Source organism: Phenylobacterium sp. (assembly GCF_030651185.1).
In the GTDB taxonomy this organism is placed as follows: domain Bacteria; phylum Pseudomonadota; class Alphaproteobacteria; order Caulobacterales; family Caulobacteraceae; genus Phenylobacterium.
The window spans coordinates 134,841-150,623 of sequence record NZ_JAUSCJ010000036.1 but is presented as its reverse complement, the minus strand read 5'-3'; the positions used below and the strand labels follow the sequence as shown (position 1 = coordinate 150,623).

Annotated in this window: 13 protein-coding genes and 1 tRNA gene; 6 read left to right on the top strand and 8 right to left on the bottom strand. The window is 68.9% G+C overall.

Annotation, left to right across the window (positions count from 1 at the left end):
• Nucleotides 1-119: 119 nt before the first annotated feature.
• Both Q7J39_RS18045 and parE read right to left on the bottom strand, forming a co-directional pair.
• Nucleotides 120-1,940: a DEAD/DEAH box helicase gene (locus Q7J39_RS18045; RefSeq protein ID WP_304828502.1), complete on the bottom strand. Its 1,821-nt coding sequence runs from the start codon at nt 1,938-1,940 to the stop codon at nt 120-122.
• Between the two features lie 147 nt (nt 1,941-2,087).
• Nucleotides 2,088-4,133 (bottom strand): DNA topoisomerase IV subunit B, encoded by a 2,046-nt coding sequence (gene parE, locus Q7J39_RS18040; RefSeq protein WP_304828499.1) that lies wholly within the window; start codon nt 4,131-4,133, stop codon nt 2,088-2,090.
• Between the two features lie 103 nt (nt 4,134-4,236).
• On the opposite strand from parE, the gene Q7J39_RS18035 reads away from it, so the two are divergent.
• Nucleotides 4,237-5,220, top strand: a complete 984-nt coding sequence (locus Q7J39_RS18035; protein ID WP_304828495.1) for a Gfo/Idh/MocA family protein — start codon at nt 4,237-4,239, stop codon at nt 5,218-5,220.
• Here the strand turns inward: Q7J39_RS18035 and Q7J39_RS18030 are convergent.
• The 4 genes from Q7J39_RS18030 to Q7J39_RS18015 all read right to left on the bottom strand — a co-directional run bounded on the left by Q7J39_RS18030 (nt 5,198) and on the right by Q7J39_RS18015 (nt 8,572).
• Nucleotides 5,198-6,412: an aminoglycoside phosphotransferase family protein gene (locus tag Q7J39_RS18030; RefSeq protein WP_304828492.1), complete on the bottom strand. Its 1,215-nt coding sequence runs from the start codon at nt 6,410-6,412 to the stop codon at nt 5,198-5,200. The two genes, Q7J39_RS18035 and Q7J39_RS18030, sit on opposite strands and share 23 nt — an antisense overlap.
• Nucleotides 6,409-6,657 carry a DUF3297 family protein gene (locus Q7J39_RS18025; RefSeq protein ID WP_215340273.1) on the bottom strand — a complete coding sequence of 83 codons (249 nt, stop codon included), beginning with the start codon at nt 6,655-6,657 and terminating at the stop codon, nt 6,409-6,411. Before Q7J39_RS18025 ends, Q7J39_RS18030 begins: the two co-directional genes overlap by 4 nt.
• Nucleotides 6,658-6,783: 126 nt before the next feature.
• Complete coding sequence (gene glnA / locus Q7J39_RS18020) at nt 6,784-8,193, bottom strand: type I glutamate--ammonia ligase (RefSeq protein ID WP_304828488.1); 1,410 nt, start codon at nt 8,191-8,193, stop codon at nt 6,784-6,786.
• A gap of 40 nt (nt 8,194-8,233) precedes the next feature.
• Nucleotides 8,234-8,572 (bottom strand): P-II family nitrogen regulator, encoded by a 339-nt coding sequence (locus tag Q7J39_RS18015; RefSeq protein WP_215340284.1) that lies wholly within the window; start codon nt 8,570-8,572, stop codon nt 8,234-8,236.
• Nucleotides 8,573-8,806: 234 nt separating this feature from the next.
• Between Q7J39_RS18015 and Q7J39_RS18010 the strand changes: the two genes are divergently transcribed.
• The 4 genes from Q7J39_RS18010 (at nt 8,807) to Q7J39_RS17995 (ending at nt 13,242) form a co-directional block, all read left to right on the top strand.
• Nucleotides 8,807-10,342, top strand: a complete 1,536-nt coding sequence (locus Q7J39_RS18010; RefSeq protein WP_304828483.1) for an acetyl-CoA acetyltransferase — start codon at nt 8,807-8,809, stop codon at nt 10,340-10,342.
• Between the two features lie 8 nt (nt 10,343-10,350).
• On the top strand, nt 10,351-10,920 hold the full coding sequence (locus tag Q7J39_RS18005) for a histidine phosphatase family protein (protein ID WP_304828480.1): 570 nt from the start codon (nt 10,351-10,353) through the stop codon (nt 10,918-10,920).
• Nucleotides 10,921-10,938: 18 nt separating this feature from the next.
• Nucleotides 10,939-12,384 (top strand): NAD(P)H-hydrate dehydratase, encoded by a 1,446-nt coding sequence (locus Q7J39_RS18000; RefSeq protein WP_304828477.1) that lies wholly within the window; start codon nt 10,939-10,941, stop codon nt 12,382-12,384.
• Nucleotides 12,385-12,627: 243 nt separating this feature from the next.
• A complete protein-coding gene (locus tag Q7J39_RS17995) occupies nt 12,628-13,242 on the top strand; it encodes a LysE family translocator (protein WP_304828474.1) in 615 nt (204 codons plus the stop codon).
• A gap of 23 nt (nt 13,243-13,265) precedes the next feature.
• Here Q7J39_RS17995 and Q7J39_RS17990 read toward each other — a convergent pair whose 3' ends face one another.
• Both Q7J39_RS17990 and Q7J39_RS17985 read right to left on the bottom strand, forming a co-directional pair.
• Entirely contained in the window at nt 13,266-14,786 is a 1,521-nt protein-coding gene (locus tag Q7J39_RS17990) for a tetratricopeptide repeat protein (protein ID WP_304828471.1), read from the bottom strand.
• 69 nt (nt 14,787-14,855) lie between these two features.
• A tRNA-Leu gene (locus tag Q7J39_RS17985) sits at nt 14,856-14,940 on the bottom strand.
• Between the two features lie 182 nt (nt 14,941-15,122).
• On the opposite strand from Q7J39_RS17985, the gene Q7J39_RS17980 reads away from it, so the two are divergent.
• The gene (locus Q7J39_RS17980; RefSeq protein WP_304828467.1) at nt 15,123-15,707 is read left to right on the top strand and encodes a bifunctional 2-polyprenyl-6-hydroxyphenol methylase/3-demethylubiquinol 3-O-methyltransferase UbiG; all 585 of its coding nucleotides are present in this window, start codon (nt 15,123-15,125) and stop codon (nt 15,705-15,707) included.
• Nucleotides 15,708-15,783 lie beyond the last annotated feature (76 nt).

The following is a 15,783-nucleotide window of genomic DNA, read 5'->3' as shown; positions in this document are numbered from 1 at the left end:
TCCCCGAATGTTCAGCTCGTATCCGCCCCCAGGTGGATGCGAGCTGATCTGCAAACGAAGATATCCGATATAGCCAAACGAGCCGTTAAAGCGCCGCTCGTTTTCGCGGGTTGTGTCGGCTAGTCGTCACTCGGAGGGCGGGTGGGCGCGACCTTCAGGAAGGCTGGCATGTCGTTGCCGAAGCCCACCACGCGGTCGCCGTCGTCCCGTTCCTCGCGGCGCGGACGATCGCGGTCGCGTTCGCGCGAGGGGCGCGACTCAGAGGCGGCGGCGCGGGGGCGCTCCTCACGTTCGCGGCGCGGACGCTCCGTGCGTTCCGGACGCTCGGCGGCCTCGGCGCGCGGCGCGCGGTCGGGACGGTCCGTACGCGCCGGACGATCGTTGCGTTCGGCCCGCGGCTCGCGCTCGGGGCGGGACTCACGCTCTGGGCGCGCTTCACGTTCAGGACGCGCTTCCCGCGCTGGGCGAGGTTCACGCTCGGGACGGGCTTCCGTCGGCTGCGCCACGGCCTCGGCGGGCGCCGATTCGGCGTCCGGGTTGGCGCGGCCACGGTTGCGGCCCCGCGCGCGGGGCGCGCGTTCGGCCTTGGCCTCTCCGGCCACCGGTTCAGGTTTCGGCGCGCGGACGGCGTCCGGATCGGCGACGAAGGGTTCCAAAGACGCGACCTCACCGTGCGGCGCGCGCGGACGCTCACGGTCGCGATCGCGGTCCCCACGGCCCGACGAGCGTTCGCCGCCCCGGCCGCGGTCACGACCGCCGCTGCGGCTGTCGCTGCGCTTCTCGTCCTTGATGGAGGCGAAGTCGACGCCTTCGAGAACGATCTCTTCCGGCGCCTTGCCGATGAGCTTCAGCACCTTGTCGATGTTCTTCGCATCGGCCGGCGTGACGATCATGTAGGTCTTGCCCAGCTTGCCGGCCCGGCCGGTGCGGCCGATGCGGTGGACATAGTCGTCGGCGTGATGGGGGACGTCGTAGTTGAAGACGTGGCTGACGTCCGGCACGTCCAGGCCGCGAGCGGCCACGTCGGAGGCGCAGAGCAGCTTCAGCTCGCCCTTGCGGAAGGCTTCCAGCGTGCGCATCCGGGTCGCCTGGTCCAGGTCGCCATGGATCGGCGCGGCGTCGAAGCCGTGCGTCTTCAGGGACTTGGCGACGACATCGACTTCGGACTTGCGGTTGCAGAAGACGATGCCGTTACGCACGTCGTCGGCGCCGATCAGCATCCGCAGAGCGGTACGCTTGGCCTTGGCGTCGGCGGTTGGGAGGCGGACCAGGTACTGGGTGATGGTGTCGGCGGTGGTGGCCGGGCGCGTCGCCTCGATCCGGACCGGATCATTGAGGAACTGCTTGGTGAGCCGGGTGATTTCCGGCGGCATGGTGGCCGAGAAGAACAGGGTCTGCTTCTTGGCGGGCGTCAGCTTGAAGATGCGCTCGATGTCGGGGATGAAGCCCATGTCGAGCATGCGGTCGGCTTCGTCGACCACCAGGATCTGCACCCCGGTCATCAGCAGCTTGCCGCGCTCGAAATGGTCCAACAGGCGGCCCGGCGTGGCGATCAGGACGTCGACGCCCCGGTCCAGCTTGGCTTCCTGGTCCCCGAAGGAGACCCCGCCGATCAGCAGGGCCCAGGAGAGCTTCTGCTTCTGGCCCTTGGCGTATTTCTCGAAGGATAGCGAAACCTGGTCGGCCAGTTCGCGGGTCGGCGCGATGACGAGGGCGCGCGGCATGCGCGCCTTGGACCGGCCGGCGGCCAGTCGATCGATCATCGGCAGGGTGAAGGCGGCGGTCTTGCCCGTGCCGGTCTGGGCGATCCCGAGCACGTCGCGACCCTGTAGGGCGACGGGGATGGCCTCGGCCTGGATCGGCGTGGCGGTGGTGTAGCCGGTGTCGGCCACGGCCTGGAGCGTAGCGGGCGATAGGCCCAGTTCAGAAAATTCGGTCATCAGTTGCAATGTGGGCGGGAACGCGCCCTAAAACGAGGCAATGCGAAACCCGGGCGGCGCGGACGGCGATCGTTGCGCGCGGCGGAAGATAGGGGCTACCGCCTTCAAGTCAACGCGTTCCGCGACGTGTGGTTCAGCTAAGCGCCTCTAGGTCCAGTCCAGGTCGGCGGCGGCGAACTCGGCGTTCTCCTGGATGAAGCGGAAGCGAAGCTCCGGTTTACGGCCCATCAGCGCCTCCACCAGGTCCTCCACGGCCTCCTCGGAGCGGGGCAGGGTGACGCGCGCCAGGATCCGCTTCTTGGGGTCCATGGTGGTTTCCTTGAGCTGGGCCGGCATCATCTCGCCCAGGCCCTTGAAGCGCCCGATTTCCGGCTTCTTGCCCTTGAACTCGGTGGCCAGCAGCTCCTCGCGATGGGCGTCGTCGCGGGCATAGATCGTCTTGCCGCCGTGGCTCATCCGGTAGAGCGGGGGTAGGGCCAGATACAGTCGCCCCGACCGGATCATGTCGGGCATGGTCCGGTAGAAGAAGGTGATCAGCAGGCTGGCGATGTGGGCGCCGTCCACGTCGGCGTCGGTCATGATCACCACGCGCTCGTAGCGCAGGTCCTCTTCCTTGAACCTGGAGCCCGCCTGGACGCCGAGCGCCAGCATCAGGTCCGAGAGCTCCTTGTTGGCCCCCATCTTGTCGAGCGTGGCCGAGGCCACGTTCAGGATTTTGCCGCGCAGGGGCAGGATGGCCTGGGTGCGGCGGTCGCGGGCCTGCTTGGCCGAGCCGCCGGCGCTGTCGCCTTCGACCAGGAAGATCTCGGCCCCATCGATGGCGTTGGCCGAACAGTCCGCCAGCTTGCCGGGCAGGCGTAACTTTCGCGTTGCCGAGGCGCGCGCCACGTCCTTGTCGCGGCGGCGCTTGAGGCGTTCCTCGGCGCGCTCGACCACGAACTCCAGCAGCGCGCTGGCGGCCTTGGGCTGGGCGGTGAGCCAGTGGTCGAAGGGGTCGCGCAGGGCGTTTTCCACCAGGCGCTGGGCGTCGCTGGAGGACAGCCGCTCCTTGGTCTGGCCCTGGAATTCCGGATTGGAGACAAAGACGCTGACCAGGCAACCGGCCTGGGAGACCACGTCGTCGGCGGTGATGATCCCGCCCCGCTTCTCGCCGGTCAGTTCGGCATAGGCCTTCAGGCCCCGGGTCAGGGCCGCGCGCAGACCGACCTCGTGGGTGCCGCCCTCCGGGGTGGGAACGGTGTTGCAGTAGGACTGCATGAAGCTGTCGGCCTCGCCGAACCCGGCGGGCGTCCAGGTGACCGCCCACTCAACCTTGCCGGCCTCGCCCTTGCGCTCGTAGCGCCCAGCGAAGGGCTCGGGGGTGACGGTCTCGATGCCCTTGACCCGCTCAGCCAGGAAGTCGGCCAGGCCGTTGGGGAAGCGGAACGTGGCCTCGGCCGGGGTCTGGTCCTGGATGCGCGACGGATCGCATTTCCAGCGGATCTCGACCCCACCGAACAGGTAGGCCTTCGACCGCGCCATCCGGTAGAGGCGGGCCGGCTTGAAGGCCACGCCCTCGCCGAAGATGACCGGGTCGGGCGAGAACGCGATGTTGGTGCCGTGCTTCTTGGTGGCGCCCAGCTTCTCGATGCCGCCGATGGCCTTGCCGCGGGTGAAGGCCTGACGCCATTCGAACCCGTCCTTGAAGGCGGTCACCTCGACGCGCTCGGACAGGGCGTTGACGACGGAGATGCCGACGCCGTGAAGGCCGCCGGAGGTCTCGTAGGCCTTGCCGGAGAACTTCCCGCCCGAGTGCAGGACGGTCATGATCACTTCCAGGGCCGACTTGCCCGGATGCTTGGGGTGCGGGTCGACGGGGATGCCGCGGCCGTCGTCCTTCACCGTCAGCATGCCGTCGGCGTCGAGCATCACCTCGATGATCTTGGCGTGGCCGGCGACGGCCTCGTCCATGGAGTTGTCCAGCACCTCGGCGAACAGGTGGTGCAGGGCGCGCTCGTCGGTGCCGCCGATATACATGCCAGGGCGCTTGCGGACCGGCTCCAGCCCTTCGAGGACCTCGATGTCCTTGGCCGAATAGCCCCCGGTGATCGCCGGATCGGGGCGCGGTTCATGGCTCTCGGCCAGCGGCGCGGCCGGGGCGGGATTGAGGGCGTCGTCGAAGAGGGAAGCCTGGGGAACGGGCTTGTTGGACATGGTTGGGAAACTGGATCGATTCGATGGGGCCTCGGTATGAATCGCCCCACCGGCTAAAGCAATGCACGCGCCGCGTTGACGCACCAAGGTTGGGGACAAGCCTATGACGAGCCAACAGGCGCCTATGCGTATCGGCATCCTCGGGGCGGCCAAGATCGCGCCGGCCGCCATGATCCTGCCGGCCAAGGCCACCGGCGTCGCCACCGTGGTCGCCGTCGCCGCGCGCGATCCGGCCCGCGCTCGGGCCTTCGCCGACCTGCACGGCGTTCCGGAGATCAGCGAGACCTATGAGGCCCTGATCGCCCGGCCCGACATCGACGCCGTCTACAACGCCCTGACGCCCTCGCGGCACGCCGACCTCTCCATCGCCGCGCTGCAGGCCGGCAAGCATGTCCTGTGCGAGAAGCCCTTCGCGATGAACGCCGACGAGGCCCGCGCCATGGTCGCGGCGGCGGACACCAGCGGCAAGGTGCTGATGGAGGCCTTCCACTACCGCTATCACCCGCTGTTCGCCCGGCTGCTGGAGATCATCGGGTCGGGCGAGCTGGGCGAGGTGCGCGAACTCTCCGCCGTGTTCCAGACCAGGCTCGTCGATGACGGGAGCGAGATCCGCTACGAGCGCGAGCTGGGCGGTGGATCGCTGCTGGATATCGGCGCCTATCCCCTGCACTGGGTCCGCACGGCGGCCTGGGCCGAGCCGACGGTGGTGCGGGCGGGCGCGGTCTTCGGGCGCGGCGGGGTGGATCATTCCACCGAAGCCGAACTTCTCTTTCCAAACGGGGCGGTGGCCCGGATCAGCGGTTCGATGGTGGAGGACACGCCCATTGCCCTGCTCGAGGTCACTGGGACCCTGGGTGCGCTGAAGGCGATCAATCCCCTGGCCCCGCAGATGGGGCACCTGCTGGAGGTGAAGATCGCCGGCGCCGAACCGCGCCGCGAGACCTTCAGCCGCGACCCCACCTACGATTTCCAGCTCCGCGCCTTCGTCGAGGCCTGCCGCGGCGGGCCTGCGCCGCTCACCTCGGGCAAGGACTCCATCGCCCAGATGGTGCTGCTGGACGCCGTCAGCGCGGCGAGTCGACTCTAGGCTCAGCCCGCACCAGTAGCGCCGTCCGCGTCAGCCAGTCGGCCGGATCGGCGGCGTGATAAGGGTGCTCGGCCGGCTCGATACTATCGAGGAAGCCCCGATAGATCACCGCCTGGCGGGCCGCCGCGATGGGGGCCAGCAGGGCGAGCGCCTTGGCGGGATCGGAGCCGGGGACGGCCTCGCGCCAGTGGGCGAGCCACACGGCGCGCACGGCGTCCAGGGCCTCGGCCGGCACGCGATCCAGGAAGGCCGACGAGTCCAGCAGGGGATGACCCACCCCGCTGTCGCCCCAGTCCATCAGCGCCAGTCGCGCGCCGTCGCCCCGCAGGTTGCCGGGGTGGAAGTCGCCATGAACCAGGGTGTCGGGCAGGCCGCAGGCGGCCAGGTCGGCGAAGCGGCGCGGCAGGTCGGCGATGAAGGCGGTCAGCGCCCCGCGGTTCTTGGTGGAGAGCTCGGGGGCGGTGCGCTCGAAAACCTGCGAGATGGCGGCGGTCAGGGCCGGCGCGCGCCAGTCGGGCAGGCCAAGCGCGAAGAGGTCCGCCTCGCGGCCGACCCACTTGGCCTGGAGGCCCACCAGCAGGTCCACCATCGCGAACAGCTGGTCGATCTCGGCCTCGTACAGGTCCTGGCCCGGCAGCTCCGCCATCAGGAAGCGGCCGCCGTCCTGGCCGAGCAGTTTGGGCACGGCTTCGCCCGCCAAGGCGGCGATCAGCGGCGCCTCGTGGGCGAAGAAGGGCGGAATGGCCTTCAGCCAGACCGTCTGGCCCACGACCGGGATGGCCCAGAGGCTGGACAGGTTCCAGGTGCGCACCTGGCGCGGCGAGCCCGCCGGCGTCAGGCCTTGGTCGGCGAGGATGGCCTTGGCCCAGGCGAGGTCCGCCGCGGGGCCACCCAGTTTGGCGTAGCTGTTGCGCAGCGGCTGCTCGTCCAGCTCGCCGTCCCACGGTTCGGCCGCGGCGACCGGCTCGGGCGTCTCCGCCAGGTAGGTCACCTTTACCGACTTGGGGTTGGGGGCAATCTCCAGCGCCCGCAGCACCGTGATCTCGACCCCATGCGCCGCGCGCACAGCCTCGATCACCGGGGCGACGTCCTGCCACCAAGGCGTGGCGACGGGCAGGGCGGGGAGGGCGCCCACCAGGGCGCCGTCGGGGGTGACGAGGACCAGCCGCGCGAAGCGGGGCGGAGGGGTCACGCCTCGGGGGTGTCGCGGAAGTAGGGCTCCACCGGACCCTGCAGCTTCACGGTCATGGCGTTGCCCTTGCGGTCGACGGTGGCGCCGACCGACAGCCGGACCCAACCCTCGCTGACGCAGTACTCATCAACATTGGTCTTCTCGACGCCCTTGAAGCGCACGCCCACGCCGCGCTCGAGGCAGGCGGCGTCGTAGTAGGGGCTGTTGGGGCTGATCGCGAGGCGGTCGGGGGGCGTGTCGGACATGTCTGGGCCTTGAGGAACGGTTGGGCCTTGAGCCCTTGGGCGGGGTGATAGCCGCAACGCAGGCAAAGCAAAAGGGCCGGAGATCGCTCTCCGGCCCTTCGCGTATGGTCTAGCGCGGAGCGCTGACTAGCACTTGTAGTACATCTCGAATTCCACCGGGTGCGGGTGGAGGGCCAGGCGCATGACCTCTTCCATCTTCAGCTCGATGTACGCGTCGATGAACTCGTCGGTCATCACGCCGCCGGCCTTCAGGAAGCCGCGGTCCTTGTCGAGGTTTTCCAGGGCTTCCTTCAGGGAGCCGCAGACTTCCGGGACCTTCTTCTGCTCACGCGGCGGCAGGTCGTAGAGGTTCTTGTCCTGCGGCGCGCCCGGATCGATCTGGTTGATGATGCCGTCGATGCCGGCCATCAGCAGGGCGGTGAAGGTCAGGTAGGGGTTGCCCATGGGGTCGGGGAAGCGGGCTTCCAGACGCTTGCCCTTGGGGCTGTCCACGTGCGGGATGCGGATCGAGGCCGAGCGGTTGCGGGCCGAGTAGGCCAGTTTCACCGGGGCTTCGTAGCCGGGCACCAGACGCTTGTAGCTGTTGGTGGTGGAGTTGGAGAAGGCGTTGATGGCCTTGGCGTGCTTGATGATGCCGCCGATGTACCAGAGGCACATCTGCGACAGGCCGGCGTACTTGTCGCCGGCGAACAGCGGCTTGCCGTCGCCCCAGATCGACTGGTGCACGTGCATGCCCGAGCCGTTGTCGCCGAACATCGGCTTGGCCATGAAGGTGGCCGTCTTGCCGTAGGCCGCGGCCACGTTGTGGATGACGTACTTGTAGAGCTGCAGACGGTCGGCCATGACGATCATGGTGTCGAACTTCAGGCCAAGCTCGTGCTGGGCCGGGGCCACCTCGTGGTGGTGCTTTTCCGGCTTCATGCCGAGCTCGCCCATCACCGCCAGCATTTCGCCGCGCAGGTCCTGGGCCGAGTCGATCGGATTCACGGGGAAGTAGCCGCCCTTCGGACCCGGACGGTGACCCATGTTGCCTTCGGCGTATTCCTTGGCGGAGTTGCCCGGAAGTTCGATGGAGTCATAGGAATAGCCGGTGTTGTTCGGCTGTACCGACCACTTCACGTCGTCGAAGATGAAGAACTCGGCTTCGGGGCCGAAGAACACCGTGTCGCCGATGCCCGAGGCCTTCACGAAGTTCAGGGCGGCCTTGGCGATGGAGCGCGGGTCGCGGTCGTAGGGGGTGCCGGTGTCGGGGTTCACGACGTCGCAGAACAGGCAAAGCGTCGTCTGCTGGTAGAAGGGGTCGATGTAGGCGCTGTCCAGGTCCGGACGCAGCTTCATGTCGCTTTCGTTGATGGCCTTCCAGCCGGCGATCGACGAGCCGTCGAACATGGTGCCGTCATTCAGGAAGTCATCGTCCACCAGGTCGATGTCGAAGGTGACGTGTTGCATCTTCCCGCGGATGTCGGTGAAGCGCACGTCGACGTATTTCACGTCCTTCTCTTTGATTTCGTGCAGAATATCCTTGGCGGTCGCCATAGTCGTAATCCCCTTGCAGATGTCTCGATAGGCTAAAGTCTTAGACGGCCGCGGCGCCGGTCTCCCCAGTCCGAATCCGCAGCACGTCGGTGATTTCCGAAACGAAGATCTTGCCGTCGCCGATGCGACCGGTGCGCGCCGCGCCGATGATCGATTCCAGCACGCGTTCCAGCTGATCGTCGGCGATGACGACCTCGATTTTGATCTTGGGCAGGAAGTCCACGACGTACTCGGCGCCGCGATAGAGCTCGGTCTGGCCCTTCTGGCGGCCATAGCCCTTGGCTTCGAGCACCGTCATGCCCTGAACGCCGAGTTCCTGAAGGGCTTCCTTCACCTCGTCGAGCTTGAACGGCTTAATAATCGCTTCGATTTTCTTCATGGCCCGACTTGGTACTCAAACAGCGCCGCCCCAGCGGCTGCCGGCTACGAGCACGCTCCGGCGCGGGGCGACAAGGGGGCGCCCGCCGAGGGATGCGCGGTGGCGGATGGGAATCCGCAGATGTCTATTTTCTTGGCAGAGGCTGCGCAAGAAATAACCACCAGCGAAATCGCCTTTGTCCGCGGGCTTCCGGCGCCTAGGATCGCCGCTCAAGTTCGGGCGGAGGCGTGTGAGATGGACGACAGGACCCCAGTGCTCATCGGAGCGGGCCAATTCACCTATCGTGGTGAGGCGGGCGCATCGCCGTCCCCGACCCAGTTGCTGAAGATTGCGGCGGATCGGGCGGCGGCCGACGCCGGCCTGGGCGCCGAGGCGCTGACGGCCATCGACGGCCTTGCGGTGGTGGGCTTCACCATCGATGCGCCCGGCGGCGGCCGGCTGGTGCCGCACTCCACCAATCCCCCGGCCACCCTGGCGGCGCGCCTCGGCGCCGACCCCCGCTGGGCGGTCTATTCCCACATGGGCGGCAACAGCCCGCAGCAGCTGATCAATGTGGCCTGCGAGCGGATCGCCCGCGGGGACAACGACCTGACCCTGGTGGTGGGCTGTGAGTTCCTGGGCTCGGCCACCAAGCGCCTCACCAAGGGCCTGGGCTTCGAGGACTGGGACGACGCCGAGGACCTGCCGGAGCCGGAGCGGATCGGCGACCCGCGTCCGGGCTCGACGCCCTACGAGAACAAGCACGGCCTGGGACGGCCGATCAATGTCTACCCGCTGTTCGAGAACGCCCTGCGCGGCCGCGACGGCCGCTCCATCCCCGACCACCAGAAGCAGATGGGCGATCTGTTCGCGCCGTTCAGCGCGGTGGCCGCCAAGAACCCCGACGCCTGGTTCCCGGTGGCGCGATCCTCGGAGGAACTGATCACGGTCACCGAGCGCAACCGCATGGTGGGCTTCCCCTACACCAAGTACCTGAACGCCATCATGGAGGTCGACCAGGCGGCGGGCGTGCTCGTCTGCAGCCTGAAGAAAGCGCGCGAACTGGGCGTTTCAGAAGATAAACTTGTCTATCTGCACGGCTGCGCCGACGCCTACGACCTGTGGTTCCCCATCGACCGGCAGAACTACCATTCCAGCCCCGCCATGCGCCTGACCGGCCAGCGGGCCCTGGAGATGGCCGGCGTCAGCCTCGACGACATCGGCCACATCGACCTCTATTCCTGCTTCCCCGTCGCCGTGGAGATCGGCGCCGAGGAGCTGGGGCTGAAGCTGGACGACCCGCGCGGCCTCACCGTAACCGGTGGGCTGCCCTACATGGGCGGGCCCGGCAACAACTACGCCATGCACTCCATCGCCGTGATGATGCAGCGGCTGCGGGACAACCCCGGCGACTGGGGCCTGGTCACCGCCAATGGCTGGTTCCTCACCAAGCAGTCCACCGGTGTCTACTCGACAAAGCGGCCGGCCAAGCCCTTCGAGCGGCAGGACCCGAAGGTGATCCAGGACCAGATCGACGCCCTGCCGCACCCGGCCGTCATCGAACAGCCGCAAGGCGCCGCCACTATTGAGACGTACACGGTGGTTCACGGTCGGGAGGGCTACATGATGGGCATCGTGGTCGGCCGCGATTCCAAGGGGCGCCGTTTCGTCGCCGTCACCCCCAGCGACGAGGCCACTCTGCGCGACCTCGAATCACGCGAAGGGGTGGGGCGCACGGGGACCGTCAGCCGCACCGAAGACGGCCAGAAGAACCTGTTCATTCCAGACTGAGATTTCCCATGTCGCGACTTTACCTGATCCGCCACGGCAAGCCCGCCGCCGTCTGGGGCGAGGCCGATGACGATCCGGGCCTGGACGCCGCCGGCCAGGCCCAGGCCGAGGCCGCCCGCGACGTGCTGTTGGCCCTGCCTGAGGCTGAGCGCCCCACCAAGGTGGTGAGTTCTCCCCTGCGCCGCTGCCGGGAGACCGCCATGCCGACGGCGCAGGCGCTGGGCGTCGAAATCGAGATCGACCCCTTCGTGGGGGAGATTCCCACCCCCAAGGGCCTGACCGCCGAGCAGCGGCCGCCGTGGTTGCGTGAGGTCTTCCAGGGTCTCTGGAAGGACGTGAAGGGCGACCTGGACTATGACGCCTGGCGCCAGGACGTGGCCGCCTCGCTGAATGCGCGGGCCGGGACGGCGGTCTTCAGTCACTATGTGGCGATCAACGCGGTGATGTCGCAGCTTGCGGGCGACGAGCGCGTTCTGGTCTTCCGTCCCGATCACGCCTCCATCAGCGTGCTTGAGACGGACGGGAAGACCCTGGTCCTGGTGGAGCAGGGGCGAGAAGCCTCCACAGGCGTCCTCTAGAGTTCCAGGAGCAATCGCGTGCGGCCTATCCTCACCGTCAGCGAGATCGCGGCGGCCGACGCCGCCGCGATCGCCGCGGGGACCAGCGGCGTCGAGCTGATGGCCCGCGCCGGCCTGGCCGTGGCTGACGCCATCTGCGAGCGCCATGCGCCGCGCCCGACCGCCGTGCTCTGCGGCCCCGGCAACAACGGCGGCGACGGCTATGTCGTGGCCCGCATCCTGGCCGAGCGTGGCTGGGAGGTCTGGGTCGAGCGGCTGGCGCCGCCCGCGACCGCCGACGCCAGGGCCGCCGCGGCGCAATGGCGCGGCGACACCTTCGAGGCCGGCGAGGCGCCCCGAACAGCTGAGCTCTTCGTCGACGCCCTTTTCGGCGCGGGCCTCAGCAAGCCGTTGGACGGCGAGGCCGCGCGCCTGGCGCGGGCCTGCGAGCGCATTCCCGACCGCGTCGTGGCCATCGACCTGCCGAGCGGCCTGGCCGGCGACACTGGCCGCATCCTTGGAGACGTCGCCTTCTGCGCCGCGCTCACCGTCACCTTCCACGCCAAGAAGCCGGCCCATGTGCTCGAGCCGGGCGCCGGCCGTTGCGGCGATATCGTGGTGGCCGACATCGGGCTCGCCACCGAAGGCGCGACCCTGCTGGAGAACACCCCGGAGCTCTGGCTGCCGCGGTTCCCCTGGCCGGACGCCGGCGCCCATAAGCATTCCCGAGGCCGCCTGGTGGTGGTGAGCGGGGAGGCCTGGAACACCGGGGCCGCCCGGCTCTCGGCCCGCGCAGGCCTGCGGATGGGGGCCGGGGTGGTGACCCTGCTGTCGCCCACCGAGGCGCTGGCGGTCAACGCCGCCCACCTGGAAGCCGTGATGCTGCGGGGCTTCGACACCGAGGTGGAGCTGGAACAACTCGCCGCCGACGTCGACGCCGCCGTCATCGGTCCCGCCGCCGGGGTCAATGAGACGACCCTGCTCAACGTCCTGGCCCTGGCCCGAACCGGGGCGGCCCTGGTGATCGACGCCGACGCCATCACCGTCTTCCGAGACGACCCGGAGGAGCTGTTCTCCGTTCTCGACGTGGACGATGTGCTGACCCCGCATCCCGGCGAGTTCGAGCGGCTGTTTCCCGGCCTCATCAAGGACGCGCCCGAGCGCATCACCGCCGCGCGCCGGGCCGCCAGGAAGGCCGACGCCGTCGTCCTGCTGAAAGGCCCCGACACCGTGATCGCCGCGCCGGACGGCCGCACGGCCGTGAACACCAACGGTTCGCCCTGGCTGGCCACCGCCGGGTCCGGAGATGTGCTGGCCGGCTTCATCGGCGCGCTGATCGCCCAGGGCATGGAGAGCTTCGAGGCCGCCTGCGCGGCGGCGTGGATCCACGCCGACGCCGCCGACCTGCACGGTCCGGGCCTGATCGCCGAGGATCTGCCCAACCTGGCGCCCGCCGTCCTGCGCCGGCTCTACGACGCCCGTTAGTCCCGTGGTCAAGCTTGGCCCTGCGTGCTACGAGGCCGGCGTTCTCTAGGATTCCCGCACACGTGACCCGCTCCTGCGCAGCCCTCGCTATTAACGCCCAGGCCTTCATGGCCTGGCGCGTAGCTGTGCGCGAGGGGCGTGCGATCTAGGTTCGACCGATCCAAACCCCTCCCGACGCGGCGAGGGGTTTTCTGGTTTCGCGCACCCCCCCGTCCGTCTTCTGGCTACTCCAAAGGAAAGCCGATGACGTCGCTGACTCCGCAACTGATGCTGGCCCTGGCCCTGTTCGCCTTCGTCAACTCGATCACGCCTGGCCCGAACAACACCATGCTGATGGCCTCGGGCGCCAATTTCGGCTTCCGGGCGACCGTGCCGCACCTCAGCGGCGTGGCGATCGGGTTTGGGGTGATGGTGCTGGCGGTGGGCCTTGGCCTCGGCGGGCTGTTCATCGCCTTCCCATGGCTGCACGACGTGCTGGCGGTGGCAGGCGGCGCCTACATGATCTGGCTGGCCTGGAAGATCGCCACGTCCAAGGGCATGGCCGGCGGTCAGGCCGGCGGACGGCCGCAGACCTTCTGGCAGGCCGCGGCGTTCCAGTGGGTGAACCCCAAGGCCTGGGCGATGGCGGTGGGCGCCATCACCACCTACGCCCCGGCCGAGCACTACAATCTCAACGTTCTTCTGGTGGCGCTGGTGTTCATGGCGGTTAACGCGCCGTCGGTGACGGTCTGGACCGCCTTCGGTGTCGGCCTGCGGCGCTTCCTGGATCGGCCCCGGGTGCTGAGAGCCTTCAACGTCACCATGGCGGTGCTGTTGCTGACCTCTCTGATACCGTTGGCCCTGGAACTGGCGGCCTGAGGCCCCCCGGCCGGCCGCTCTGCTTAGCGGTCGGCCAGTCGGAGACGCAGCGCCTGGGCCACCTCACGGACGACGGGCTCCCACGCGCCCGGCTCCGGCTGGCGGTAGAGCTCAACCGACCGATACCAGGGCATGGCTGAGCCGGACGCGGTGTAGCGCCACTCCGGGTTATGCGGCAGCAGGGTCAGGCAGTCGGTTCCCATGGCGCCCGCGAGATGCACCGCGGCCGTCTGCACCGACACCACCACATCCAGGTTGGCGATGAGGCCGGCCAGATCCTCGAAGTCGTGGGTCTCGGCGGGATCGAAGGCCCGCACCGGGACGCCGCGGCCGGCGTTCAGCGCCGCCAGCTCGGTGGCTACATCGCCATACTGCAGGCTCACGAACTCGCAGTCGGGCAGGTCGAGCACCGGCGCCAGCTGCGCCAACCCCAGTGAGCGCTGGCTTCTGCCGGTGCTGGGCACGCCGCCACGCCAGGAGAGACCGATGCGCAGACCCTTGGGGCGCGGCCCCAGGCGGGCGGCCCAGGCTTCGATCACCGCCGGGCTCGCCCTCAGATACGGTGTCCCGGGGAAATCCGCCTCGCCGCGTCGGTAGAGCCGTCCCAGGCTGCCCATGGCCAGCAGGGTGGCGTCCGGGGGGACGGCCAGGACGGGCGGGTTTCCAAGTCCCTGAAAGGACACCCCCTCGAAGGATGCGGAAAACAGCCGCGCCAGCCGCAGGTCGCAGACGCAGGTCAGCCGGGCGGCCGTTGCGGCGAGATCGGGGATCATGCTGGCGAACATCACCTGGTCGCCGAGGCCCTGTTCGCCCAGCAGCAGGATATTGGCCCGCGCAACATCCTCGCGGGCCATGCGCCGCGCCACCCGGCCCATGACCGGCTGATAGAAGGCCATGGAGGCGGCGACAAAAACCGAGACGTTCAGGCGCGCCTCGTAGTCGTCCCAGCCGCCGGAGAAGTCGCGCAGCAGCAGGCGAACGATGCTGCGCCGGAAGACGGCCAGGGCCAGGTTGGGCTCGCGGGCGATGGCCTGGTCGAAGCTCCGCAGCGCCGCCTCGGGCTGATGCAGGGCGGCATAGGTGAGGCCCAGCTTGGTGAGGGCCTCGTAGGTCACCTCCTCGAACCCGGCGGCGGCCTGGTAGCTCAGCAGGGCGTCCTCCAGCCGCGACAAGCCGGTCAGGGCGTTGCCGCGGGCGAGCAGCGCCTGGGTGTGAGCCGGCTCGGCCGCCAGGGTCGCGTCGGCGAGCGCCAGGGCCTCGGCGTGCCGCTCACTGGCGCCCAGCAGGACCCCGAGGTTCCGGAAGGCCGGCGGATGATGCGGCTGCAGATCAAGCGCGCGGCGAAAATGGGTCTCGGCGGCGGCCCATTGGTTGAGCGCCATCTCCGCCGACCCGAGGGCGACGAGCGCCTCCACCGGGTCGGGCGAGGTTTCGATCAGGTCCCGGAGGGTGATCGCCGCTTCGGCGTTCCGGCCGGCGCGCAACTGCTGCAGCCCGAGCTCAAGCTGCGTGGCCGGGTCAGGCGCGTCGGGTCGGTCGGTCATCTGCTTCAACTTGTCGATGCCGCGCCTGTCCGCAAGCGAATTCCAGGCTGCGACACGGCGTTGAGCGGATGGTGCGGCTAGAGGGACTCGAACCCCCACGCCTCTCGGCGTCTGGACCTAAACCAGGTGCGTCTACCAATTCCGCCATAGCCGCAGAACTGAGGCGTCTATAGCTGGACGCCGGAAATGGGCAAGCAAATCGTCGACCATGGCGGGGACGCATTCCCTTTCCCGGAAAGGGTTTCCCAGGGAAGGGTCCTGCGGGACCGCAGGCTGGCGTCTTGACCTGACGCCGCCGTACACGGAGCCTTGAGCGCAAGACGCGGGGAGGCGGGTTTGTCCACCAGCTACTATGATGAGAACGCCGAGCGGTTCTTCGCCGACACCGCATTTGTCGACCTCTCGGCGGGCCGCAAGCGCTTCGTCGAGGCCCTGCCGCAGGGCGGTCGGGTGCTGGACGCCGGTTGCGGTTCGGGGCGTGACGCCCTGGCCTTCCGGCAGCTCGGCTTCCAGGTCACCGCCTTCGACGGCTCGCCGGCCATGGTGGCCAAGGCGTCGGCCCACACGGGCCTGGCGGTTCTGCGCCTCGACTTCGCCGAGGTGGCGTGGCGCGAGGCCTTCGACGGGATCTGGGCGAACGCCTCGCTGCTGCACGTCCCCCGTCACGACCTGCCCGACATCCTGCGCAGGCTGCGGTCGGCCCTGGTCCCCGGCGGGGTCTGGGAGCTGTCGTTCAAGCTCGGCAGCGGCGAGCGGCAGACGCCCGGCCGACTGTTCACCGATCTGGACGAGCCGGCCGGCCGGGCCCTGATCGCGCAGGTCGGGGGCCTGGAAACCCTCGCCATCACCATCAGTTACGACGTGCGTCCGGGCCGCGGGACCGAGGGTTGGACCAACCTGTTGGTGCGCCGGGTGGGGTGAGGGCGCGCAGAGCCCTCTTTGGACTTGGAGTGCGCGCCGTGAAATGACATAAGGTCGCCCGCTCGCCGCCAGCCCT

What these genes read in the sequence shown, in the direction of transcription:
- Q7J39_RS18045 (WP_304828502.1), bottom strand. Translation starts at nt 1,940, where the DNA reads ATGACCGAATTTTCTGAACTGGGCCTATCGCCCGCTACGCTCCAGGCC.
- parE (WP_304828499.1), bottom strand. Translation starts at nt 4,133, where the DNA reads ATGTCCAACAAGCCCGTTCCCCAGGCTTCCCTCTTCGACGACGCCCTC.
- Q7J39_RS18035 (WP_304828495.1), top strand. Translation starts at nt 4,237, where the DNA reads ATGACGAGCCAACAGGCGCCTATGCGTATCGGCATCCTCGGGGCGGCC.
- Q7J39_RS18025 (WP_215340273.1), bottom strand. Translation starts at nt 6,657, where the DNA reads ATGTCCGACACGCCCCCCGACCGCCTCGCGATCAGCCCCAACAGCCCC.
- glnA (WP_304828488.1), bottom strand. Translation starts at nt 8,193, where the DNA reads ATGGCGACCGCCAAGGATATTCTGCACGAAATCAAAGAGAAGGACGTG.
- Q7J39_RS18015 (WP_215340284.1), bottom strand. Translation starts at nt 8,572, where the DNA reads ATGAAGAAAATCGAAGCGATTATTAAGCCGTTCAAGCTCGACGAGGTG.
- Q7J39_RS18010 (WP_304828483.1), top strand. Translation starts at nt 8,807, where the DNA reads ATGGACGACAGGACCCCAGTGCTCATCGGAGCGGGCCAATTCACCTAT.
- Q7J39_RS18005 (WP_304828480.1), top strand. Translation starts at nt 10,351, where the DNA reads ATGTCGCGACTTTACCTGATCCGCCACGGCAAGCCCGCCGCCGTCTGG.
- Q7J39_RS17995 (WP_304828474.1), top strand. Translation starts at nt 12,628, where the DNA reads ATGACGTCGCTGACTCCGCAACTGATGCTGGCCCTGGCCCTGTTCGCC.
- Q7J39_RS17990 (WP_304828471.1), bottom strand. Translation starts at nt 14,786, where the DNA reads ATGACCGACCGACCCGACGCGCCTGACCCGGCCACGCAGCTTGAGCTC.